At 71.0% G+C, this 20,496-nt stretch carries 26 protein-coding genes; 17 read left to right on the top strand and 9 right to left on the bottom strand.

The window, feature by feature from the left end; translation table 11 throughout:
- The first annotated feature begins 23 nt into the window (after positions 1 to 23).
- Genes AMY39116_RS0331265 through AMY39116_RS0331275 form a run of 3 tightly spaced genes read left to right on the top strand, consistent with a single transcriptional unit; the run spans position 24 to position 2,312 of the window.
- Positions 24 to 1,412, top strand: a complete 1,389-nt coding sequence (locus AMY39116_RS0331265; protein WP_039791861.1) for an MFS transporter — start codon at positions 24 to 26, stop codon at positions 1,410 to 1,412.
- A gap of 7 nt (positions 1,413 to 1,419) precedes the next feature.
- On the top strand, positions 1,420 to 1,923 hold the full coding sequence (locus tag AMY39116_RS0331270; RefSeq protein ID WP_020421546.1) for a GNAT family N-acetyltransferase: 504 nt from the start codon (positions 1,420 to 1,422) through the stop codon (positions 1,921 to 1,923).
- Positions 1,920 to 2,312: a DUF2237 family protein gene (locus AMY39116_RS0331275; RefSeq protein ID WP_020421547.1), complete on the top strand. Its 393-nt coding sequence runs from the start codon at positions 1,920 to 1,922 to the stop codon at positions 2,310 to 2,312. Before AMY39116_RS0331270 ends, AMY39116_RS0331275 begins: the two co-directional genes overlap by 4 nt.
- Here the strand turns inward: AMY39116_RS0331275 and AMY39116_RS0331280 are convergent.
- The gene (locus AMY39116_RS0331280; RefSeq protein WP_020421548.1) at positions 2,296 to 2,868 is read right to left on the bottom strand and encodes a hypothetical protein; all 573 of its coding nucleotides are present in this window, start codon (positions 2,866 to 2,868) and stop codon (positions 2,296 to 2,298) included. The genes AMY39116_RS0331275 and AMY39116_RS0331280 overlap by 17 nt on opposite strands.
- A 54-nt stretch (positions 2,869 to 2,922) precedes the next feature.
- Here AMY39116_RS0331280 and AMY39116_RS0331285 point away from each other — a divergent pair, with 54 nt between their 5' ends.
- Positions 2,923 to 3,978 (top strand): DnaJ domain-containing protein, encoded by a 1,056-nt coding sequence (locus AMY39116_RS0331285; protein ID WP_020421549.1) that lies wholly within the window; start codon positions 2,923 to 2,925, stop codon positions 3,976 to 3,978.
- Here AMY39116_RS0331285 and AMY39116_RS0331290 read toward each other — a convergent pair.
- Complete coding sequence (locus AMY39116_RS0331290) at positions 3,975 to 4,259, bottom strand: winged helix-turn-helix domain-containing protein (RefSeq protein ID WP_020421550.1); 285 nt, start codon at positions 4,257 to 4,259, stop codon at positions 3,975 to 3,977. The genes AMY39116_RS0331285 and AMY39116_RS0331290 overlap by 4 nt on opposite strands.
- Positions 4,260 to 4,331: 72 nt before the next feature.
- Here AMY39116_RS0331290 and AMY39116_RS0331295 point away from each other — a divergent pair, with 72 nt between their 5' ends.
- Positions 4,332 to 4,595, top strand: coding sequence for a helix-turn-helix domain-containing protein (locus AMY39116_RS0331295; protein WP_027936378.1), 264 nt, complete (start codon positions 4,332 to 4,334; stop codon positions 4,593 to 4,595).
- A gap of 511 nt (positions 4,596 to 5,106) precedes the next feature.
- On the opposite strand, the gene AMY39116_RS0331300 is transcribed toward AMY39116_RS0331295, so the two are convergent.
- Positions 5,107 to 5,538, bottom strand: coding sequence for a TIGR03667 family PPOX class F420-dependent oxidoreductase (locus AMY39116_RS0331300; protein ID WP_020421552.1), 432 nt, complete (start codon positions 5,536 to 5,538; stop codon positions 5,107 to 5,109).
- Between the two features lie 94 nt (positions 5,539 to 5,632).
- Between AMY39116_RS0331300 and pepE the strand changes: the two genes are divergently transcribed.
- On the top strand, positions 5,633 to 6,343 hold the full coding sequence (gene pepE, locus AMY39116_RS0331305; protein WP_020421553.1) for a dipeptidase PepE: 711 nt from the start codon (positions 5,633 to 5,635) through the stop codon (positions 6,341 to 6,343).
- Here pepE and def read toward each other — a convergent pair.
- On the bottom strand, positions 6,312 to 6,959 hold the full coding sequence (def, locus tag AMY39116_RS0331310) for a peptide deformylase (RefSeq protein ID WP_020421554.1): 648 nt from the start codon (positions 6,957 to 6,959) through the stop codon (positions 6,312 to 6,314). The two genes, pepE and def, sit on opposite strands and share 32 nt — an antisense overlap.
- Before the next feature lie 46 nt (positions 6,960 to 7,005).
- Between def and AMY39116_RS43930 the strand changes: the two genes are divergently transcribed.
- From AMY39116_RS43930 to AMY39116_RS0331325, 3 genes are all read left to right on the top strand, one after another.
- Positions 7,006 to 7,431, top strand: coding sequence for a helix-turn-helix domain-containing protein (locus AMY39116_RS43930; RefSeq protein ID WP_020421555.1), 426 nt, complete (start codon positions 7,006 to 7,008; stop codon positions 7,429 to 7,431).
- Positions 7,432 to 7,549: 118 nt separating this feature from the next.
- Entirely contained in the window at positions 7,550 to 7,777 is a 228-nt protein-coding gene (locus AMY39116_RS43935; RefSeq protein WP_020421556.1) for a hypothetical protein, read from the top strand.
- A gap of 115 nt (positions 7,778 to 7,892) precedes the next feature.
- Complete coding sequence (locus AMY39116_RS0331325) at positions 7,893 to 8,723, top strand: PaaX family transcriptional regulator C-terminal domain-containing protein (RefSeq protein ID WP_255346897.1); 831 nt, start codon at positions 7,893 to 7,895, stop codon at positions 8,721 to 8,723.
- On the opposite strand, the gene AMY39116_RS0331330 is transcribed toward AMY39116_RS0331325, so the two are convergent.
- The gene (locus tag AMY39116_RS0331330) at positions 8,720 to 9,172 is read right to left on the bottom strand and encodes a MarR family winged helix-turn-helix transcriptional regulator (RefSeq protein ID WP_020421558.1); all 453 of its coding nucleotides are present in this window, start codon (positions 9,170 to 9,172) and stop codon (positions 8,720 to 8,722) included. The genes AMY39116_RS0331325 and AMY39116_RS0331330 overlap by 4 nt on opposite strands.
- 37 nt (positions 9,173 to 9,209) lie before the next feature.
- Positions 9,210 to 9,929, bottom strand: a complete 720-nt coding sequence (locus AMY39116_RS0331335; protein ID WP_235716255.1) for an IclR family transcriptional regulator — start codon at positions 9,927 to 9,929, stop codon at positions 9,210 to 9,212.
- Positions 9,930 to 10,011: 82 nt separating this feature from the next.
- Between AMY39116_RS0331335 and AMY39116_RS0331340 the strand changes: the two genes are divergently transcribed.
- The 3 genes from AMY39116_RS0331340 to AMY39116_RS0331350 are packed head-to-tail and all read left to right on the top strand — an operon-like array spanning position 10,012 to position 12,611.
- Positions 10,012 to 10,503: a flavin reductase family protein gene (locus AMY39116_RS0331340; protein ID WP_020421560.1), complete on the top strand. Its 492-nt coding sequence runs from the start codon at positions 10,012 to 10,014 to the stop codon at positions 10,501 to 10,503.
- A gap of 16 nt (positions 10,504 to 10,519) precedes the next feature.
- Complete coding sequence (gene styA / locus AMY39116_RS0331345; protein WP_020421561.1) at positions 10,520 to 11,749, top strand: styrene monooxygenase subunit StyA; 1,230 nt, start codon at positions 10,520 to 10,522, stop codon at positions 11,747 to 11,749.
- A 31-nt stretch (positions 11,750 to 11,780) separates the two neighbouring features.
- Positions 11,781 to 12,611 carry an alpha/beta fold hydrolase gene (locus AMY39116_RS0331350; protein WP_027936379.1) on the top strand — a complete coding sequence of 277 codons (831 nt, stop codon included), beginning with the start codon at positions 11,781 to 11,783 and terminating at the stop codon, positions 12,609 to 12,611.
- 49 nt (positions 12,612 to 12,660) lie between these two features.
- Here the strand turns inward: AMY39116_RS0331350 and AMY39116_RS0331355 are convergent, their stop codons facing one another.
- Positions 12,661 to 12,852: a DUF2795 domain-containing protein gene (locus tag AMY39116_RS0331355; protein WP_020421563.1), complete on the bottom strand. Its 192-nt coding sequence runs from the start codon at positions 12,850 to 12,852 to the stop codon at positions 12,661 to 12,663.
- A 104-nt stretch (positions 12,853 to 12,956) separates the two neighbouring features.
- On the opposite strand from AMY39116_RS0331355, the gene AMY39116_RS0331360 reads away from it, so the two are divergent.
- The 4 genes from AMY39116_RS0331360 (at position 12,957) to AMY39116_RS0331375 (ending at position 16,353) form a co-directional block, all read left to right on the top strand.
- Positions 12,957 to 13,574: a flavodoxin family protein gene (locus tag AMY39116_RS0331360; protein ID WP_020421564.1), complete on the top strand. Its 618-nt coding sequence runs from the start codon at positions 12,957 to 12,959 to the stop codon at positions 13,572 to 13,574.
- 243 nt (positions 13,575 to 13,817) lie between these two features.
- Positions 13,818 to 14,789: a zinc-binding dehydrogenase gene (locus tag AMY39116_RS0331365; protein WP_039791864.1), complete on the top strand. Its 972-nt coding sequence runs from the start codon at positions 13,818 to 13,820 to the stop codon at positions 14,787 to 14,789.
- A gap of 317 nt (positions 14,790 to 15,106) precedes the next feature.
- Positions 15,107 to 15,502, top strand: coding sequence for a VOC family protein (locus AMY39116_RS43940; RefSeq protein WP_020421566.1), 396 nt, complete (start codon positions 15,107 to 15,109; stop codon positions 15,500 to 15,502).
- Positions 15,502 to 16,353, top strand: a complete 852-nt coding sequence (locus AMY39116_RS0331375) for a sigma-70 family RNA polymerase sigma factor (protein ID WP_020421567.1) — start codon at positions 15,502 to 15,504, stop codon at positions 16,351 to 16,353. The genes AMY39116_RS43940 and AMY39116_RS0331375 overlap by 1 nt, the downstream gene beginning before the upstream one ends.
- A gap of 1 nt (position 16,354) precedes the next feature.
- Here the strand turns inward: AMY39116_RS0331375 and AMY39116_RS0331380 are convergent, their stop codons facing one another.
- Positions 16,355 to 17,998 carry a thiamine pyrophosphate-binding protein gene (locus AMY39116_RS0331380; RefSeq protein WP_020421568.1) on the bottom strand — a complete coding sequence of 548 codons (1,644 nt, stop codon included), beginning with the start codon at positions 17,996 to 17,998 and terminating at the stop codon, positions 16,355 to 16,357.
- 22 nt (positions 17,999 to 18,020) lie between these two features.
- Complete coding sequence (locus AMY39116_RS0331385) at positions 18,021 to 19,022, bottom strand: glutathione S-transferase family protein (protein WP_020421569.1); 1,002 nt, start codon at positions 19,020 to 19,022, stop codon at positions 18,021 to 18,023.
- A gap of 93 nt (positions 19,023 to 19,115) precedes the next feature.
- On the opposite strand from AMY39116_RS0331385, the gene AMY39116_RS0331390 reads away from it, so the two are divergent.
- Positions 19,116 to 20,480, top strand: a complete 1,365-nt coding sequence (locus AMY39116_RS0331390) for a wax ester/triacylglycerol synthase family O-acyltransferase (protein ID WP_020421570.1) — start codon at positions 19,116 to 19,118, stop codon at positions 20,478 to 20,480.
- The last annotated feature ends 16 nt before the right edge of the window (positions 20,481 to 20,496 follow it).

Here is a 20,496-nt window from a genome sequence, read left to right on the forward strand (position 1 = left end):
CACCGGAAGAAGGGACCTCCGCCTTGCCAGCCGATCTCCGCGGCAGCGCCGTGATCAACGCCCGCATCGACCGCCTCCCCGGCTGGGGACTGCCGAAGGCCGCGTTCGCGATCCTCGGCATCGCGTACTTCGTCGACATCTATGACGTGTCGATCGTCGGCTACTCGCTGCCAGTGCTGAAAGAGCACTTCCACCTGACGGCAACCCAGGTGACGGTCATGCTGACCGGCAATCTCGTGGCGACCGCGCTCGGCGCGATCCTGTTCGGGTTCCTGGGCGACATCCTGGGCAGGCAGCGGTCGTTCTTCCTCGGCCTCGGCGCGTTGACGGTGACCGCGCTGCTGACCGCGATCGCCTGGGACACCCCGTCGCTGCTGGTGTTCCGCGTGCTGTCCGGGTTCGCCACCGGCGGCGGGATCGCCGTGGTGACCGCGCTGGTGCAGGAGTTCTCCCCGGCCGCGCGGCGCGGGAAGTACCTCGCCTACAACGTGTTCTGGTCCGGGGTCGCCGCGGTGGCCGCCGCGTTCCTGTCGACCGCGCTGGTGCCCATGGAAAACGTCGGGTGGCGGATCCTGTTTGGCATCGGGGCGGTCGCGCTGGTGCTGATGTTCTTCACGCGGGAGCCGATCATCCCGGAGTCGCCGCGCTGGCTGGCCACCCGCGGGCGGCTGGACGAGGCCGACCGCATCACGACCGCGCTGGAGCGCCGGGTGGCGGCCGCCGGGCACGCGTTGCCCGCGGTCCCGGACGTGCCGCCGGACACCGCGGGCGAGAAGTTCCCGCTGCGCATGCTGTTCCGCCCGCCGTACCTGCAGCGGCTGCTGGTGGTGATCGGGTTCTGGTTCGGGGTGCAGTGGTCGGTGCGGGCGACGATCACGTTCCAGCCGACGATCCTCACCGAGTTCGGGCTGTCCCTGTCCAGCGGGACGATGCTGCTGGCGATCGGGACGCTGGCCGGGGTCGCGACCTACTGCGTCATGCCGTTCGTGATCGACCGGGTGGAGCGCAAGAAGCTGATCGTCCTGGGCCTGGCGCTGGCGACGCTGAGCCCGCTGCTGGTCACGGTCACCTCCGGCCACCCGGCGGCGGTGGTGCTCGGGTCGGTGCTGACGCAGGTGGCGGGGCCGATCCTGTTCGTGCCCGGCTTCTCCTACGCGGCGGAGGTGTTCCCGACGCACGCCCGCGCGAGCGGTGGTTCGCTGGCCGGCGGGCTCGGTCAGACCGGCGGGGTGCTGCAGTCGGTGGTGCTGGTCGCGGTCGCGGCGGCGGGACCGCACGTGTCGATGCTGGTGCTCGCCGCCGGTTACGTGTTCGCCGCGTTGATCATCTTCTACCTGGCCATCCCGACGACGGGACGGTCCCTGACGGCGATCAGCGCCGGGCGGGACTCGGCGGAGCGGGTCCGGGCATGATCGGGGCGTGCGACTGGAGACCGAGCGGCTGATCCTGCGGCCCCTCACGCCCGCCGACGCGGACCTCGTGGCCGACTTGAACAGCGACCCCGAGGTCATGCGTTACCTGGGCGACGCCGCCGCCGGCGACGTGGCCGGGCGGGAGGGGTACTTCGCCGCGGTCGAGAAGGCGGGCGGCGAGTTCACCGGCTGGTTCGAGTTCCGCCCGCTCGGCGGCGGCGAGGTGGAACTCGGCTACCGGTTGCGGCGGCGGTTTTGGGGCCGCGGCTACGCCTCCGAGGGTGCGCGGGCGCTGATCGCGCACGGGTTCGCCGAGGGCGACGTCGTGCGGGTCGTGGCGTTCACCATGGCCGTGAACACCGGGTCGCGGCGGGTGATGGAGAAGTCCGGTTTGCGGTACGTGCGCACGTTCCACGAAGACTGGCCGGATCCGCTTCCGGGGGCCGAACACGGTGACGTCGAGTACGCTCTGACCAAGGACGATTGGATACGACAGCACGGACTGCCATGACGACCGATCGCAATGTTCTGGGCGGCGAACTCGAGCCCTGCGGCACCGATCCGATGACGGGTTTCTACCGGGACGGGTGCTGCACCACCGGTGACGACGACCTCGGCAGCCACACGGTGTGCACCGTGGTGACCAAGGAGTTCCTGGAGTACCAGCGCGGGGTCGGCAACGACCTGTCCACGCCGCGCCCGGAGTACGGCTTCCCCGGGTTGCAGCCCGGTGACCGCTGGTGTGTGGTGGCCGCGCGGTGGCTGCAGGCGTACGAGGCGGGGGTGGCCGCGCCGGTGGTGCTGGCGTCGACGCACGAGCGGGCGCTGGACGTCGTGCCGTTGGAGGCGCTGCAGCGGCACGCGGTGGACGTGCCTGCGGACCCTAGTTCGCTGACCTGACGGAGCGCCGCACCAGCACGGCGGTCAGCGCGATCGCCCCGAGCACGGCGGGCACCTCCAGCAGGAGGGGGTGGCGGTCGGCGAAGTCCGGTTCGATGAGGTCGCTGGTCAGGATCGGCACCGCGGTCCCGACGGGCACGCGGTCGCCGGGGTCGGTGCGGATGGTCAGGGTGCCGCTGCCGCAGGCGAGGGTGTGCACGAAGCCGTAGTGGTGGTAGCGGGCGCCGGTCTCGATCATGACGCGGTCGGTGACCGTGCACGTCTCGGCCTGGCCGAAGGCGCGGAGCGCGAGCCCGCGGCCGGCGACGGTCAGCGCGGCGAAGAGGAGCGCCGCGCTGATCAGGCCGGCGACGAGGGCCCACCACCGGCCGTTCGCGCGGCGGGCGGTGCCGAGCGCGAAGGCCGCGCCGCCGACCAGTGCGAGCGCGATCGCGGCGAGGGTGCTGTGGGGTGGGAGGACGAAGAGGGCGGCCCCGAGGACGATCGCGGCGAGCCCGGCGGGCGCGACGTGGCGGCCGGTGCGGATGCCCAGCCTGTCCGTGATGTCGAGGACCATCGGCTGACTCTAGCCACATGTGGCGCGAAATCGGAGACCACATAAAGTGACCGCGTGCGTGGCGAGGGCTACTACGACCTGCTCGGGGTGGACCGGCGTGCCTCGACGTCGGAGATCAAGTCCGCGTACCGCCAGCGGGCGCGCACCGCGCACCCGGACGCCGGTGGTTCGCCCGACGAGTTCCAGGCGTTGCGGCAGGCCTACGAGGTGCTGGTGGACCCGTTGCAGCGCGCGGCCTACGACCGGGCGCTGGACCGCGCGGCCGCGACCTCGTCGCCGGTGCGGGCGCGGCGGCCGGGGCGGAAGCTGGGTGAGGACCCGAGTTTCACGGCCGAGTTGCCGGTGCTGGACCCGAATGCGCTGGAGTGGTGGGACGCGGCCAGGGAGAAGGCGCGGACCGGGGACCGGGCGGCGCCGGGGCACGCTCCGGCGGCTTTGTTGCTGGCGTGGTTGTTGCTGGTGGTGCTGCCGATCATGGCGGGCGCGCTGGCTGTCGCGGTGTGGCTGGTGCTGGCGTCGGCGGTGGCGATCTGGCTGGTGCGGCAGCACCGGGAGATGGCGCGGGCCGAGCGCGCGGTGGATGACGAGTTCGGTGGCACGGTCGTGTTCGGGGCGCCCGGTGCGGAGCCGGACCAGTGGGGCGAGCGGCTGACGGCGGAGTTGCTGGAGCGGTACCTGACGCGGTTGCCGGGGGCGCGGATCTTCCACGGGCTGGCCTGGCCGGGTTCGGTGTTCGCCGACATCGATCACGCTGTGCTGGCGGGTCGGCGGCTGGTGTTGATCGAGTCGAAGACGTGGTTGCCCGGTCACTACGCGGCTGACGAGTACGGCGAGCTGTGGCGGGACAACCGTCGTTTCCGCGGTGGGGCGACGCAGCTGCCGGAGGCTCTCGACGCCTTCCGCGCGTTGTTGCCGGGCGCGGAGATCCGGGGCGCGTTGATCGTGTACCCGAGCCGGACGGGCGAGATCACCACCGACGAGGACTTCGACGTGCCCGCGCCGCCGATGACACCGGACCAGTTCGTGCAGGTGATCGGCGACTGGCTGGCCGCCGAGCCGGCGCGTGTGGACGTGCGGCTGCTGCGGAAGGTGCGCGCGCAGGTCGTCTAGGCCACGAGGTACGGCTCGAAGCAGTAGACGGCCGCGCGGTTGGGCCGCTCCGCGACGAACGTGCCCTTGGACGGGATCGTCCGCACGAGCCCACGATCCCGCAGGACTTTCGTCGCGTGGCGGCACGTGCCGAGCGAGACACCGTACTGCCGGGCGAGCGTCTGTTCGGCCGGAAGCGGCGTGTTGACCGCGAGCTCACCCGTCTCGATGCGACGGGCCAGGTCGTCGGCCACGAGGTCGTAGAGGTAGGCGGGGCCGGTGGCGGGGAGTTCTCTGTTCACCCCTCCACGGTAGCATAGAAAAGACAAAAAGTCGGCTCAGCGGGACCGTTGGTAGGCTGCGACGCTGTGACGATGGAGGAGGCGCTGGACGCCCGGCTACGCGCCCTGGCGACGCGCGTGCGGAAGCTGCGGCGGGACCGGGACCTGAGCCAGGCCGACCTCGCCGACCGGGCCGGGGTGTCCCGCTCGGTGATCGCCGAACTGGAACGTTCGAGACTCGCGCAAGGCTCCCCACGCCCAACGCGCAACATCACGCTCGACACGCTGTTCCGCCTGGCCGAGGCAATGGGAGTGCACCCGGCGGAACTGCTGGACGACCGGAACGACAAGCACTAGCGGACTGACAAACCGCCGCCCGGCAACGGAAAGCAAGCGACTACCCCAACCAGACCTCCCCCGCCCCCGATCCACAGCCGATCTTTAGTCGCCGACCAGGGTTGTCAAGGCACGCTTTCCCGCCTTGACAAGCCTGTTCGGCGACTGAAACACACTCAAGGAGAGGGGGCGGGGGTGGTCGGAAGGTGACCTTTCGGCGCCGTGAGGCGCATTCCGCCCGCAGGGCGGACTCTTCGCCGCGCGAAGGCGCGGGTTTTAAAGATCAAAAGAGTCCTCGCCGGACGGGCAGGCTCCGGGATGACCAGGGGTTGGGTGCCTCGTCTCACCTTGGCGGGGTGGTCGCCGGGTGGTCATCCCGTCGCCTTCCGGTTTGTGCATATCACCTTGAGCCAGGGCCGCAAGCTTTGTGCTTTCGGCCGCCGGACCCAGCGCAGGTTGCGGCCCTGGCTCAAGGTGATCGTCACGTGTCAGGCGACGGGATGACCACCCAGCTACCTTGTGTTCACAGACCTCAATATCCGCGTATCGCGTTCACCTGCACGCGCAGTACCTGCGGATACGTCTTCGAGAACTCCTCCAGGCTGCCACTGACCGACTCCATTGCCTCCCGGTACTTCGCCACGTACGCGGCGTTCTCGTGGGCCGGGGGCAGCGTGTCGGCCGGGTGGGCCAGGCCGCGGAACACCACGACGTCCCCGCCCTGCTCGTCGCTGTTGAAGTGGAGCGTCACCTGCGGCCGGTCGCGGATGTGGGACAGCCGCTTGGCGTGCGCGAGGTTGTAGACCAGGAACCCGCCGTCGTCCCACACGAACCACACCGGGTTGGGCTGCGGGGTGCCGTCGGGGCCGGTCGTCGTGAGCCAGACGACCCGCTCGTGCTCGAGCCGTTCGCGCACCCGCTGCCCGAACGGGCTGGACGGGTCGGGGAGCACGTCACCTGCCATGTCCGCCAGCGTAGTGGCCGGGCTCACTTCCGGCGCAACTCCACGCACCGCCCGTGATAGGCATTCGGGGATCGAGCGCCGGAAAGGATCATCGATGCGTCTGCTGCTGCTGTCCAACTCGACCGCACCCGGACGCGGATACCTGGAGCACGCGACCGACGCGCTGGGCGAAGTGCTCCAGGACGTGCGCCGCCTGGTGTTCGTGCCGTTCGCGCTGGCCGACCACGACGGTTACACGGCGATCGTCGCCAAGGCGCTGGCCCCGTTCGGCATCGAGGTCGCCGGCGCCCACCAGGACGATCCGATCAGGTTGCTGAACTCCGCGCAGGCCGTGTTCACCGGTGGCGGCAACACGTTCCGGCTCCTGCGCGAACTGTACCGCCGCGAACTGCTCGCCCCGATCCGCGACCGCGTCGCGCACGGCACCGTCTACATCGGATCGAGCGCGGGCACGAACGTCGCCTGCCCCACCATCCGCACCACCAACGACATGCCGATCGTGCAGCCGCCGACGTTCGACGCGGCCGGGTTCGTGCCGTTCCAGATCAACCCGCACTACCTCGACCCGCAGCCGGGATCCACGCACATGGGCGAGACCCGTGAGGAGCGCATCGAGCAGTTCCTCGAGGAGAACGACGTGCCGGTGCTGGGAATGCGCGAAGGCACCTGGCTGCGCCGCGAAGACCGGTCCCTCACGCTGGGCGGCGACGACGCCGGCGCCCGCCTGTTCCGCCGCGGTTCCGAGCCCGCCGAGTTGCGGCCGGACGCGGACCTCAGCGACCTTCTGGCGTGCGAGATCGCCTGAGCTCGTCCGCCAGCTCGGCGCGGCGGGCCAGGACCTCGTCGCGCGACTTGGCCATGTCGTGCAGCACCGACTTGCGCTTGCGCAACGGCAACCGGTCCACGTAGAGGCCGCCGCCGAGGTGGTCGGTCTCGTGCTGCAGACACCGCGCGAAGTAACCCCGGCCCTCGACGACCAGCGGCTGTCCGTCCTGGTCGACCCCGCGCACGACGGCGTGGTCGGCGCGCGGCAGCTTCGCGTACGGGCCGGGCACGGACAGGCAACCCTCCGGCGCCTCGATCAGCCGCCTGCTGTCGACGGGCTCCTCGTCGAGCACCGGGTTGAGGATGTGGCCGATGTGCCGGTCGCCGTACTCGTCCCAGCAGTCCCACACGAACAGTCGCAGGTCGACGCCCACCTGGTTGGCCGCAAGGCCGGCGCCCTCGGCCACGTACAGCGTGGCGAACATGTCGTCGATCAGGGCCGACAGCTCCGGCGTGCCGAACTCCGCCGCCGCGCGGCACGGTCGTGCCAGGATCTCCTCGCCGATCTCGGTGATCCGCCGCGGCGTCCCGCGCCGGGCTTCCGGCAGCACCCGCGGGCAGTCGCCGACCGGCTGCCCCTGCACGTAGACGGCCATGCACCCCTCCTTGCAAGGTGCTTTGCAAACTAGCACACTTTGCAAAGTGGAGAACCGACCCGAGTCGAAGCTGCCCGACCACCCCGTCCGCGTCGCGCTGCTGGACCTGCTCGCCGAACTGGGCACCGTCACCGCGAACGAGGCCGCCCGCCGCCTCGGGTACAGCTCCGGCCTATGCTCGTTCCACCTGCGGCAGCTCGCGCGGGCAGGCCTGATCGAAGAGGCGCCGCGCGGCCGGGGGCGAATCAAGCCCTGGCGGCTGCGCTGGGATTCCGCGCAATCCCCGTACCCGGACGATCAAAGCTTCTCGGCCGTCCTGCACCTGACTCCGCACGAGCTGGCGGAACTCACCGCATCCGTGCGAGAATTGATCAAGCGTTTTCCGGAACGCGCATCCGGGGATCCCGATTCCCGGCCGGTCGAAGTCAATTTCTCCGCGTTTCCGGCGACTGTGAACCGCACCCGTCAATAAAAGGTTCAACGGAGTTTCAGCAGCCGAGACAACCGTTTGCTACATTCGGATGACGATGCTTCGTGACCGCTCCGGCCCGTGCCTACCATGGTGCAACTGCGAGCGACGGGATGCGATCATGACAACGCACATCGATTTTCGCCCCGCGGACAGCTGCTTCGGCTGCCTCGTTCCCCACGAGCAGACCCCCGCCGACGAGGAATGGTGTTTCGACGCGCAGGGCCACCCGCTTTGCGGGCAATGCGCCCGCGACGAGCAGATCATTCACGAACCGTGGACGGGCCCACCGGAGGCCCGCCGCGCCGAATGGGATTTGGTGCAGGACCTGTCGTATTTCCTCCATTGACCTACCGCGCACGGCGAACTGTGCCGGGTGGGCTAACCTGAGCAACGCCAATGGCGTCGAGGTCAGCTTGTGCGGGGAGGTGAGCGCGATCGCGGACACCACGGCCCGCCCCACCGTGAGCAGGCGGCGCGAGGTCAGCCACACGAGCGCGCGGTCGGTGCTGATGACCGTGCTCGGCGAGTTCGTGCTGCCCCGCGACCGCCCGGTGTGGACCTCCACCCTCGTCGACGTGCTCGGCATGTTCGGCGTCGAGGAGAAGTCGGCCCGCCAGGCCCTGGCCCGCACCGCGGCCGAGGGCTGGCTGGTGTCGCAGCGGCAGGGCCGGCGCGTGCGCTGGTCGCTGACCGCGCCGGGACGGCGGCTGCTGACCGAGGGCGCCGAGCGCATCTACGGCTTCGGCCGCGCGGACACCCCGTGGGACGGCACGTGGCTGATGCTGCTGGTGTCGGTGCCCGAGACGAAGCGGGACCTGCGGCACAGCCTGCGCACGCGGCTGACCTGGGCCGGGTTCGGGTCGCCGACGCCCGGCGTGTGGATCTGCCCCGACCCGAGCCGCCAGGACGAGGCGAACTCCATCGTGCGTGAGCTGGGTCTGGACGCGGAGGCGATGTCGTTCGTCGCGTCGTACGGCCGGATCGGCGACGAGGACGCGATGGTCGCGCGGGCGTGGGACCTGACGGCGCTGGAGGAGCGCTACGAGGACTTCATCGACGAGTTCGCCGCGCTGGCGCCCGAGTCGGGTGAGGCGGTGCTGCACGCGCAGACCCGCCTGGTGCACGAGTGGCGGCGCTTCCCGTTCCTCGACCCGCGCCTGCCGGGCCGCCTGCTGCCCGACGGCTGGAGTGGCGCCAAGGCGGCCGAACTGTTCCACCGCAGGCACGTGGAATGGCGGCCGGTCGCGCAGCGCCACTGGGACACGCTGGTGAGTGAGGAAGAAGCGGCCTAGTCCGGCAGGTTCCCGTCGCCGCCGAGGTTCGCGACCATCCGCCGCAGGACGTTGATCGTCGTCACGAAGTCGGCGGGGTCCACTCCCTCGTGCATCCGCTCGTGGACGCGCGCGTTGCGGTCGCGGGCCCGCAGGCGCCCGGCCTCGCCGGCCTCGGTGAGCGTCAGGCCGTCCCGCTCGGTCAGCCAGCCCCGCGCGACGAGGTCGTCGAAGACCGCATCGAAGTCGATGCCCAGGTCGTCGTAGCGGGCGAGGCGCCGGACGAGCGCCTCGCGCGTCCACTCCCCCGGTTTGCCCGCGACGTGGTTCAGCGTCCACCAGTGCGGCTGGGTGAGGTCCTCGACCGCGAGCGCCTCCCGCAGCGCACCGACGACCAACCGGTACGCCTCGCCGCTCCACGCCCCGATGGGCTGGGCGGCCACTTCTTCGTCGCGGTAATCCTTGATCACGAGCCGACCGTAGAACCTCCAGCGGACTGGAGGTCAACTACAGCTCCCAGACCTCGGACTCCGGCTGCGTCAGCCGGATCGCCGTGCGCCGCACCGCTTCGGCTGCCCGGTCCTCGTCCACGTCGCCCGGCACGAACACCACGGCGACACTGCCCGCGGCGCCGTGCGCGAGCCGGACGGGCGCGGCGATCTCGGTGAGCCAGGCGTGGATCTCGCCGACCGTGCGGACGTAGCCGGTCTGCCGCGCCCAGCCGACCTCAGGACGCTCGTCCGGATGTGCGGGACCGGTGGACTGGATGGCCAGGCCGCACGCCCCGCGGTCCAGCGGCGCCCGCGTCCACGGCTGGTAGGCGACGGCGGCTCGGCGGCGGTCCGGTTCGGCCGTCACCACGGCGACGACCTGGCCACCACGTGGCACCGCGAAGAACGCCGTCGCGCCCACGGTGTCGGCCAGCTCGCCGAGCACCTCGTGCAGGCGGGCCTGGGCGTCGCCGAGGACGGTCCGCGACAGGACGAGCAGCCCGAGCCCCAGCGTGTAGCGGCCTTCCGCGGTGCGCCGCGCCAGCTGGCGGTCCTCCAGCGTGCGCAGGATGCGGTAGACGATCGAGCGGTGCAACCCGGCCGCGTCGGCGATCTGGTGGCTCGTGCGCGGCTGCCCGTCGGCGAGGACGTCCAGCACGTCGAGCGCCCGGTCCAGCGTCTGCGCGCGAACGCCCGGCTTGGTCTCCACCCCGCTCCCCTTCGTTGCCCGCGTCACTTTAACACGCTAGGCTGCTCGCATATCGAGCTCAGAACACCGATCAACGCTCGATATCAGAGCTGCCTGGGGAGGCTTCGTCGTGCCCGAGACGTCGCTCGATGACCACCCGGCCGTCGACCCGGCGCACTTCCGCCGCACCATGGGGCGGTTCACCAGCGGCGTCACGGTGATCACCACGGTCGACGGCGAGCACGTACACGGCATGACGGCCAACGGCTTCCTGTCGGTCTCGCTGGAGCCGCCGCTGGTCCTGGTGTCGCTCGGGCGCCGGTCGCGGATGGCCGGCCTGCTGCGCCGCACCGGGCGCTACGCTGTCAGCGTGCTCGCCGGCGACCAGCAGGACCACTCGCGGCACTTCGCCGGGCAGCCGGTCCCCGGGCTGCGCCCGGAGTTCCACCACCGCGACGGGTTCGCCTTCCTGGGCGGCGCGCTCAGCCACATCGGCTGCGACGTCGTCGAGGTGCACCCGGCCGGGGACCACCTGCTGTTCCTCGGCCGCGTGACCCGTCTGTCCTATTCGGACGCCGAACCGCTGGTCTTCTTCACCGGTTCCTATCGCGCACTGCACTGAACGAGGAGAGTTCTCAATGGCGGGAATCGGCATCGTCGGCGCCGGGATCGCCGGCCTGCACCTGGGCCTGCAACTGCGGCAGCACGACGTCCCGGTCACCATCTACAGCGACCGGACCGCGGAGCAACTGGCGGGCGGCCGCCTGCCGAACAGCGTCGCGCACCACCACACGACGGTCGCGCGCGAGCGGTTGCTCGGCATCGACCACTGGGACGCCGAGGAGTACTTCTACTTCGGCCACCACCACTACATCGGACTGCCGGACCCGTTGTCGTTCCCCGGTTTCTTCACCGCGCCGTCCCGCGCGCTGGACTACCGCATCTACCTGCCGCGGATCCTGGCGGACTTCACCGACCGCGGCGGCGACTTCCAGGTGCGACCGGTCGGGCCGGCGGACGTGGCGGAGCTGTCCGACCGCCACGACCTGGTCGTCGTGGCTTCCGGGCGGGGCAGCCTGAGCGCGATGTTCCCGCGCCGGGCGGACAAATCGCCCTACGACAGCCCGCAGCGCAAGCTGTGCGTCGGGCTTTACGAGGGCATCGCGCACTCCGAACCGCGTGGCGTCACGATGAGCATCTCGCCCGGCAACGGCGAGCTGCTGGAGATCCCGATTTTCTCCTTCGCCGGTCACGTCACCGCGCTGCTGTTCGAGAACATCCCCGGCGGTGACACCGAGGTGCTGGCCGAGGCGCGCTACGACGACGACCCGGCCGCCTTCGAGAAACTGGTGCTGGAGAAGACGCGGCAGCACCACCCGCGGACGTTCGAGCGGATCGACCCGGCGAAGTTCCGGCTCACCGGGCCGCAGGACCTGCTGCAGGGCGGGGTCCTGCCGTCGGTGCGGGAGGACTACACGCGGCTGCCCAACGGCAAGTACGTCGTCGCGCTCGGCGACGCGCACGCCGTGGTGGACCCGGTGGTCGGCCAGGGCGCGAACTGCGCGTCGTACTCGGCGTGGGAGCTGGGCCGGACCATCCTGGAGGACCAGAACTTCGACGAGCGGTTCTGCCGGAAAGTGGCGCTGCGGCGGGAGAACGTCGTGCACGCGACGGCGGACTGGACCAACCTGATGGTCCGCGTGCCGCCCGCCCCGCACCTGCTGCAGCTGCTCGGCGCGATGTCGGCGAACCAGGCGGTGGCGGACACCTTCACCGACAACTTCAGCCACCCGGACCGCCAGTGGGACATCCTCGCTTCGCCCGAACGGGTGCGGAAGTTCCTGGCCGGGTACGGGATGGCGGACTGAACTGTCGGTGGCAGGCCGTAAGGTTCCGGGCGTGATGGATTACCTGAGCATCCCGACCGCGGCCGGCACGTTCGACGCGATCGCGGCCGGGCCCGCCGGCGGCAGGCCCGTGCTGCTGCTGCACGGCTTCCCGGAGGCGGCGATCTCCTGGGAGTACCAGGTCGCGGTGCTGGGCGACCGGGGGTTCCGCGCGGTGGCGCCGGACCAGCGCGGCTACTCGCCGGGGGTGCGGCCGGAGCAGGCGGCCTCCTACGGCATGGACGAGCTGGTCGGGGACGTGCTGGCGATCGCCGACGCACTGGAGTGGTCGCGGTTCGACCTGGTGGGGCACGACTGGGGCGGCGCCGTCGCGTGGTGGACGGCGTCGGAACACCCGGAGCGGCTGCGCACGCTGACGGCGGTGTCGACGCCGCACCCCGGCGCGCTGGGCCAGGCCGTGCGCACGGACGAGGACCAGCAGATGCGGTCGCAGTACATGCGTGACTGGCGGTCCAGTTCCACGGAACGGCAGATGCTCGCGAACAACGCCGAGGCACTGCGGCGCATGTTCGAGTGGAAGGTGCCCCAGAGCCGGGTCGACGAGTACATCCGGCGGTTGTCCGAGCCGGGCGCGCTGACCGCGGCGCTCAACTGGTACCGGGCCAACCGCCCGCGGGCGACCATCGACAAGGTGTCGGTGCCGACGCTGTACGTGTGGAGCACGGAGGACGTCGCCCTCGGCTCGACGGCGGCGCTGGACACCGAGAACTGGATGACCGGGCCGTACACGTTCCAGATGCTGGAGGACGTCACACACTGGATCCCGGAGGAGGTTCCGGAGGTGCTGACGGCGATGATCCTGGAGCACCTGAACGCGTTCTGACGCCACCGCGGCGCCGTGCCTGTTCACGGCGCCGCGCGTCGGTCTCGGGTCAGGAGCGCGAGAATTCGGCGCTCACCGCGTTCGGGCCGTCGTACTCGCGGTCCGGCAGCTTGCGGAGGTGGTCCAGCACGTCGTCCGGCGCGCCCTGGCTCTGCGCGTGGTCGACCAGCTTGTCCCGCGTGCACGGGTAGTCGACGCCGGACAGGAACTTCTGCATCTGGATCGGGTTCGGGGCAGCCATGTCCTGCTCCTTCCTGTTGTCTCTCGGTCGCCCCGGGGGCTACCCACCGATCGGGCCGTCACTCGCCCTGTTTCGGGGATCGACCCGACGGGAAGCCCGTCACCATGCGCGCGACCATCCTGAACTGCACGTTGAAGCCCTCGCCGGAGCCGTCGAACACCGACGCGCTGGCCGAGGTCGTGGCGGCAGGCCTGCGCGAACTCGGCGCCGACGTGCGGACCATCCGGCTGGTCGACCACGACATCAAACCGGGTGTCAGCAGCGACATGGGCGACGGCGACGAGTGGCCCGGAATCCGCGAGGAGATCCTGAACTCGGAGATCCTCATCATGGCGTCACCCACGTGGGTCGGGCACCCCTCGTCGGTCGCGCAGCGGGCGATCGAACGCATGGACGCGATGCTGTCCGAGACGGGCGATGACGGTACACCGGTTGCATACAACCGCGTCGCGGGCGTGGTCGTGACCGGCAACGAGGACGGCGCGCACCACGTGATCAGCGAGATCAACGGCGCGCTCGGCGACATCGGCTTCACCATCCCCGGGCAGGCCTGGGTGTACTGGAACATGGGCCCCGGACCGGGCCCGAGCTACAGCGACACCGACCACGGGCACCAGTACGTGCACCAGGTGGCGGGCCTGATGGCGAAGAACCTCTACGCGGTGGCCGCCGCCCTGCGCGACCGCCCGATCCCGGCACAAGTCTCGCGCGGCGAAGACTGAGGTTCCCGGGCGGCTGCTCGCCTGACCCGGCTCCTGGCCCAGTCGCGCCGCCGCCCTTACGCGACCGCAAAACCGCCCCCGGCGAAGACTGTGAACCACTCACCCCATTGCTCATCCCGTCCACACGGCGAACCCACACGGCGAACCCACCCGGCGCACCCACCCGGGTGACAGTCCGCCGCTGACGCCCCGGAATTGTCGTACCCCCTCGCTAGTGTTCGCGGTGTCCGGAAGGGGGCGGAGATGCGAGCGGTTGTGGTGGACGGCCCGGGCGGGCCGGAAGTGTTGCGGGTGCGGGAAGTTCCGGTGCCCGAGGTGCGGGACGGCTGGACCCTGGTGCGGGTCGAGGGGTTCGGGCTGAACCGGTCGGAGCTGATGACCCGGCAGGGGCATTCGCCGAACGTGCGGTTCCCCCGGGTGCTGGGCATCGAGTGCGTCGGCGTGGTCGCGGAGTCCGCACGGCTCGCGCCGGGCACCAAGGTGGCCGCGGTGATGGGCGAGATGGGCCGGGAGTTCGACGGCGGGTACGCGGAGTACGCGCTGCTGCCGGACGATCTGCTGATCCCGGTGGAGACCGATCTGCCGTGGGAGGTCTTCGCCGCGCTGCCCGAGACCTACTTGACCGCGTGGGGGTCGCTGGAGGCGTTCGGGCCGGTGTCGCCAGGGCAGAGCCTGCTGATCCGCGGCGGGACGTCGTCGGTGGGGATGGCGATGCTGTCGCTGGCGCGGGAACGGGGGCTGGTGACCATCGCGACGACTCGGAACCGGGACAAGGTGGCGGCGCTGGAGAAGGCGGGCGCGTCGCACGTGGTGGTGGACGGCGGGGACATCGGCGCCGACGTCCGCGCGTTGTGCCCGGACGGCCCGGACTTCGTGCTGGACCTGGTCGGAGCGCCGACGGTGCCGGAGTCGCTGCGGCTGGTCAAGCGCGGCGGCACGGTGTGCGTGACGGGCATGCTGAGCGGCAAGTGGGCGATCCCGGACTTCCAACCGGTGGCGGCGATCCCGTCCGGCACGAAGCTGACGGCCTTCCAGAGCAACGACATCCGGGGCACAGCCGGCGGCGGCGCGCTGCAGGCGATCGTCGACGGCGTGGCGAGCGGCGCGTACCAGCCGAACCTCGACCGGGTGTTCCGGCTGGAGCAGATCGTCGAGGCCCACACCTACATGGAGACCAACCAGGCCACCGGAAAGGTGGTGGTCCGGAACAACTGACCCCAACGGCCGACAAACCCACGCCAGATCCAGCGCGGCTGCTGCCACCGGCACGCAGCCGGTGACAGACGGCCAGCCGCCGAACCTCCGACGGGACTGGTCCGCCGGTTGCTGCCACCGGGAGGCACCGACCGCAGGCGACTCGACGCACCACCCACAGCACTGGCCCGCCCGCGACTGCCCGCGCCCGCCGCCCGCGCCTCCCCAGCCACGGCGGCCGGCGGCGCGCTGCCTGTTCCTTGCGCCTGTTACCTCTTCCCGTCGCCACCCGTCATTTCGGTGCCAACCCGAAACCGAGGTCGTCGGACGAGGACGAGGTGGAGAACAGGGTGCTGACGAACATCATGTACGCGACGGTCTACGTGACCGACCAGGACCGCGCGCTGAAGTTCTACACGGAGAAACTGGGCCTGGAGCGGGGCGTCGACTACCCGCGCCCGGACGGGCGCTTCCTCACCGTGGGCGTGCCCGGCAGCCGGTCAAGATCATCCTGTGGTCGCACCCCGCGGCCGCCGGACAACCCGGGTGGCCCGCCGGGGCCGCTCGTCCTCGAATCGGACGACCTGCGGAAGGACTTCGAGGTGCTCCGCCGCCGCGGCGTGACGTTCGACGAACCCGAGCCGCAGGACTACCCGTTCGGCGTCCGGATCGAGGCGTTGGATCCGGACTGCAACCGGATCTCGCTGCGGCAGCCGCGACCCTGGAACGGCTGATGATGACCGACAACCGACCCGACCCGGTGACCGAGGCCTTCGAGGCCCAGCGCGACCGGCTGCGCGCGATCGCCTACCGCGTGCTCGGCTCCCACGCCGACGCCGAGGACGTGGTCCAGGAAGCCTGGTTGCGGCTGTCCCGCCAGGACACCGTCACCATCGCGAACCTGGCGGGCTGGCTGACCACGGTCGTCGGCCGCCTCAGCCTGGACCTCCTGCGCGCGCGTCGAACCGAAACACACCACAACGAGCTGCCGGAGCTCGTCGTGACAGCCGACGATGCCATGCCCGAGGACGACGTGGCGCTCGCCGACTCGGTCGGGCTCGCGCTCCTCGTCGTACTCGAGTCGCTCCGGCCGGGTGAGCGGTTGGCGTTCGTGCTGCACGACCTGTTCGCGGCGCCGTTCGACGAGATCGGCCGCATCGTCGGGAAATCCACCGCCGCCACCAAGATGCTCGCCAGCCGCGCGCGCCGGAAGGTGCGGGCGAGCGGTCAGCCAACGGCCTCGGGCCGGGAGCAACGAGAGGTGGTCCAGGCGGCCACCCATCGCGGCGGCTTCGAGGGGTTGCTGCGCGTGCTCGATCCCGACGTGAAGCTCACCGCCGACACCCCCGACGGCACGGTCGTCGTCCTCGGCGCCACCAAGGTCGCCGCCGGCGCGCGGTTGTCCGCGGCCGCGCGCGGACACGCGGTGCCCGTCAACGGCCGCCCCGGCTTCGTCGCCTGGAGCGAAGATGACGCACCGCTCTCGATCGTCGCGTTCACCGTCGCCGACGGGCGGATCGTGGACATCGCGGTCGTGACCGACCCGGCCAAGCTCGCGGCGGCGAACCTGCCCCATCCGGCTTGACTCAACGCGACCGCATGGCCCGGTACCACCGGGGCGAAGTGTTCACGGGAGGCTTCAACGACGCACGCACCACCAGGACGTTCGGCTCGTCGCTGCGCACGAACTCGCCGAGCAGCCGCCGGAAAGCACGGCCGAAACCCTCCACCCGCCCGGCGTCCACGCCGAAAGACCGCGCCAGTCCGACGAAGTCCGGCGTGTGCAGGTTGACCCCGCGGTGCGGCAGGCCCTCCCGGTCCTGGTCGAACCGGAGCATGCCGTACCCGCCGTCGTCGACGATGATCACCGTCACCGGCAGCGACTCCTGCGCCAGCGTCGCCAGATCGCCGCACCCGTACAGGAAACCGCCGTCGCCGCTGACGCACACCACCCGGCCCGCGCCGGTGGCCGCCGCGCCCAGCGCGGCCGGGAACCCGAACCCGAGCGTGCCCCAGCCCATCGGGTACGCGAACCGGTGCGGCGCGCGCACGCGGTGGAAGCCGCCCGCCCAGTAACCGGCGATGCACATGTCCGCCACAAGCATCGCGCGCTCGGGCAGCGTCTCTTCCAGCGTGCGCAGGAAATCCGCGGCCTGCGGCTCCTCGCTGCGGATGCGGCGGCGCACCTGCTCGGAGATCCGCTGCAGCCGCTCGGTCAGCTCGGCGAGCCCGGGCCGGGCCGGCAACCCCTGCAGCAGCTCGGGCACCACGTCCCGCGCGTCGCCGGCCAGGGTGATGTCGGGCGGGTAGTTCTTGGCCGCATCCTTGGGATCGACGTTGATCACGATGAGCTTCGGCGGCTTGGGCATGAGCCAGTTCTGCGTCATCAGGCCGTCGAAGTCGGTGCCGATGCCGAGCACCACGTCGGCCTCGTCCCACAGCGCGCCCACCTCCGGCGCGTGCACGGGGTTCGGCGCGGCACACGGGTGCGCGGGCGGCAGCAGACCACGCGCGGCGAACGTCGTGATCACCGGTGCGGCCAGCTTCTCCGCCAGCTGCCCGATCACCTCTCCCGCACCCGCCCTGGCCGCGCCGCCGCCCGCCCAGATCAGCGGCCGCGACGCCATCGCCAGCATGCGCCGCGCCGCGTCGAGATCCGACACGGCCAGCGCCGGGAACGCCTCGGTCGGCTCCGGATCCGGGCCGCGGAAACCGTTGTGCCGCAGGAAGTCCGTGGGAACACCGACGTACACCGGACCGCTCTGCGGCCGCAACGCCAGCCGGGCGGCGCGCAGGACCGTGGGCGCCAGGTCCTCGGGCGTCTCGACGGTGAACGCCGCCTTCGTCACCGGCGCGAACAACGCGGCCTGGTCGCTGGTCTCGTGCAGGACACCGCGCACCATGCCCGGCCGCCGCAGTCCCGCCGGGATGTCGGTGGCGATCACCAGCACCGGCGAGCCGGACGCCATCGCCTCCCCGACCGCGGCGATCGTGTTCGCCGCGCCCGGTCCGGTCGTCACGATCGCGACGCCGAGTTTGCCGGTCGCCCGCGCGTACCCGTCCGCGGCGTACCCGGCGGTCTGTTCGTGCCGGACGCCGATCAGCCGGAGCGGGCTGTCCGCGAGCGCTTCCCAGATCGGCAGGTTGTGCACGCCCGGGAGGCCGAACGCGACCTCGGCCCCGAGCTCGAGCAGCGCGTCCACGAGGTGCTGGGCGCCGGTCTTCGTCACGCCGTCAGAGTATGGCACCCCGTCACCACTGCGGGGGCACGACCTCGTCCGGGGGCGGCGGCCCGGGCGGGGTGCCGTCGCCGAAGGGCCGTCCGCCCAGGTCGGCGCGCCCGTGCGGCTGCGCCCACCCGGAAAGGTCCGGACCATTCGGCACGATCCGCGTCGGGTTGACCTGCTCGTGCACCTGGTAGTAGTGCCGCTTGATGTGGTCGAAGTCCACGGTGTCGCCGAAACCGGGCGTCTGGAACAGATCCCGCGCGTACGCCCACAGCACCGGCATCTCGGTCAGCTTGTTCCGGTTGCACTTGAAGTGGCCGTGGTAGACCGCGTCGAAGCGGACGAGCGTGGTGAACAGCCGGATGTCGGCCTCGGTGATCGTGTCCCCGACCAGGTACCGCTGGCCCGCCAAGCGCTCGGACAGCTCGTCGAGCCGCGCGAACAGGCGCCGGTACGCGTCGTCGTAGGCGGACTGCTTCGTCGCGAACCCCGCTTCGTACACGCCGGCGTTGACGTCGCGGTGCACCGCCCGGTTGATCTCGTCGATCTCGTCACGCAACGCCTCGGGGTACAGGTCCGGCGCGCCGTCGCGGTAGTGGGCGCCCCACTGCGTGTCCAGGTCGAGGGTGATCTGCGGGTAGTCGTTGGTGACCAGCTTGCCGCTCGGGATGTCGACGATCGCGGGCACGCTGATGCCGCCGTCGTAGTCCGGGTCGGCCGCACGGTAGGCCTCGCCGAGGAACTCGATGCCCAGCACGGGATCGCGGCCGCCGGGGTCGAGGGTGAACCGCCAGCTCCGCTCGTCCTGGATCGGGTCGGCGATCGCGACTGACAGCGCTTCCTCCAGCCCCATCAGCCTGCGCACGATCAGCGCGCGGCTGGCCCACGGGCACGCGCGGCTGACGACGAGCCGGTACCGGCCCGCCTCGGCGGGCCAGCCGTCCGCGCCGTCGGCCGTGATCCGCGCCGTGAAGCGGTTCGGCGCCCGCTTGAACTCGCCGGTTTCCGGGTCCGTCGGGATGGTCATTCCCTCAGCGTAGATTGTGTTCCGGGCCGTAGCAGTACGCGTAGACTCAATGACCCTGGGCACACCAGCGCCCTGGACGGAAGGTGGTCACCGATGCCGTTGATGCCCTTCACCGACTCGATGTTCCTGCTGGTGGAAAGCCGCGAGCACCCGATGCACGTCGGCGGCCTGCAGCTGTTCCAGACTCCCGAGGGCGCCGACCACACCTGGCTGCGCAGCCTGCGTGAGGACCTGGTCAAGAACACCGACGTGCGGCAGCTGTTCCGGCAGCGCGTCGCCCGCCCCGTGAACACGCTCGGTTACGCCGCCTGGGCGAGCGACGACGACCTCGACCTCGACTACCACTTCCGGCATTCCGCGCTCCCGTACCCGGGCCGGGTGCGGGAGCTGCTGGAGCTGACGTCGCGCTGGCACAGCACGCTGCTCGACCGGCACCGCCCGCTCTGGGAGATCCACCTGGTCGAAGGCCTGCAGGACGGCCGGTTCGCCATGTACAGCAAGGTGCACCACGCGCTGATGGACGGTGTCTCGGCGTTGCGGCATCTGCAGGGCACGCTGTCCGACGACCCGGACGACCGCAGCTGCCCGCCGCCGTGGGGCTCGCGTCAGGTGCCGCGCGGCAAGCCGCCGCGTAACGCACGGTCACTGCTGCGGATGGGCACGAGTTCGCTGAAGCAGATCGCCGGAATGGCGCCGGCGGCGGCGAAGGTGGCGCGGGAAGCCTTCCGCGAGCACACGCTGCTGCTGCCGATGCAGGCCCCGAAGACGATCTTCAACGTGCCGATCGGCGGCGCACGCCGGTTCGCCGCGCAGTCCTGGCCGCTCGGGCGGGTGCGCGCGATCGCGACCGCCACCGGGACCTCCCGCAACGACGTGGTGCTCGCGATGTGCTCGGGCGCGTTGCGGGACTACCTCATCGAGCAGCGCGCGCTGCCGGACGCGCCGCTGGTCGCGATGGTGCCGGTGTCGATGCGCAAGCCGACCGACACCGGTGAGGCCGCGGGCAACCAGATCGGCGCGGTGCTGTGCAACCTCGGCACCGACAAGCCGGATCCGGCGTCCCGGCTGATGACGATCCACCAGTCGATGCGCGAGGCGAAGCGGATCTTCAAGGAGCTGACGCCGTTGCAGGCGCTGCTGCTGTCCGGCATCAACGTGGCGCAGCTGGGCATCTCGCCGGTGCCCGGGTTCGTGAACAACACGCGTCCGCCGTTCAACCTGGTGATCTCGAACGTGCCCGGGCCGCGCAAGCAGATGTACTGGAACGGCGCGAAGCTGGACGGCATCTACCCGGCGTCGGTGCTGCTCGATGGGCAGGCGCTCAACATCACGCTGACCAACAACGGGGACAACCTGGACTTCGGGATCACCGGGTGCCGCCGGTCGGTGCCGCACCTGCAGCGGATCCTGACGCACCTGGACACGGCGCTGGAGGAACTGGAGTTCGCCGCGCGCTGACGCGGGCGGGGGCCGG

This window comes from Amycolatopsis sp. ATCC 39116, from assembly GCF_000231075.2.
GTDB classification, from domain to species: Bacteria; Actinomycetota; Actinomycetes; order Mycobacteriales; family Pseudonocardiaceae; genus Amycolatopsis_E; species Amycolatopsis_E tucumanensis.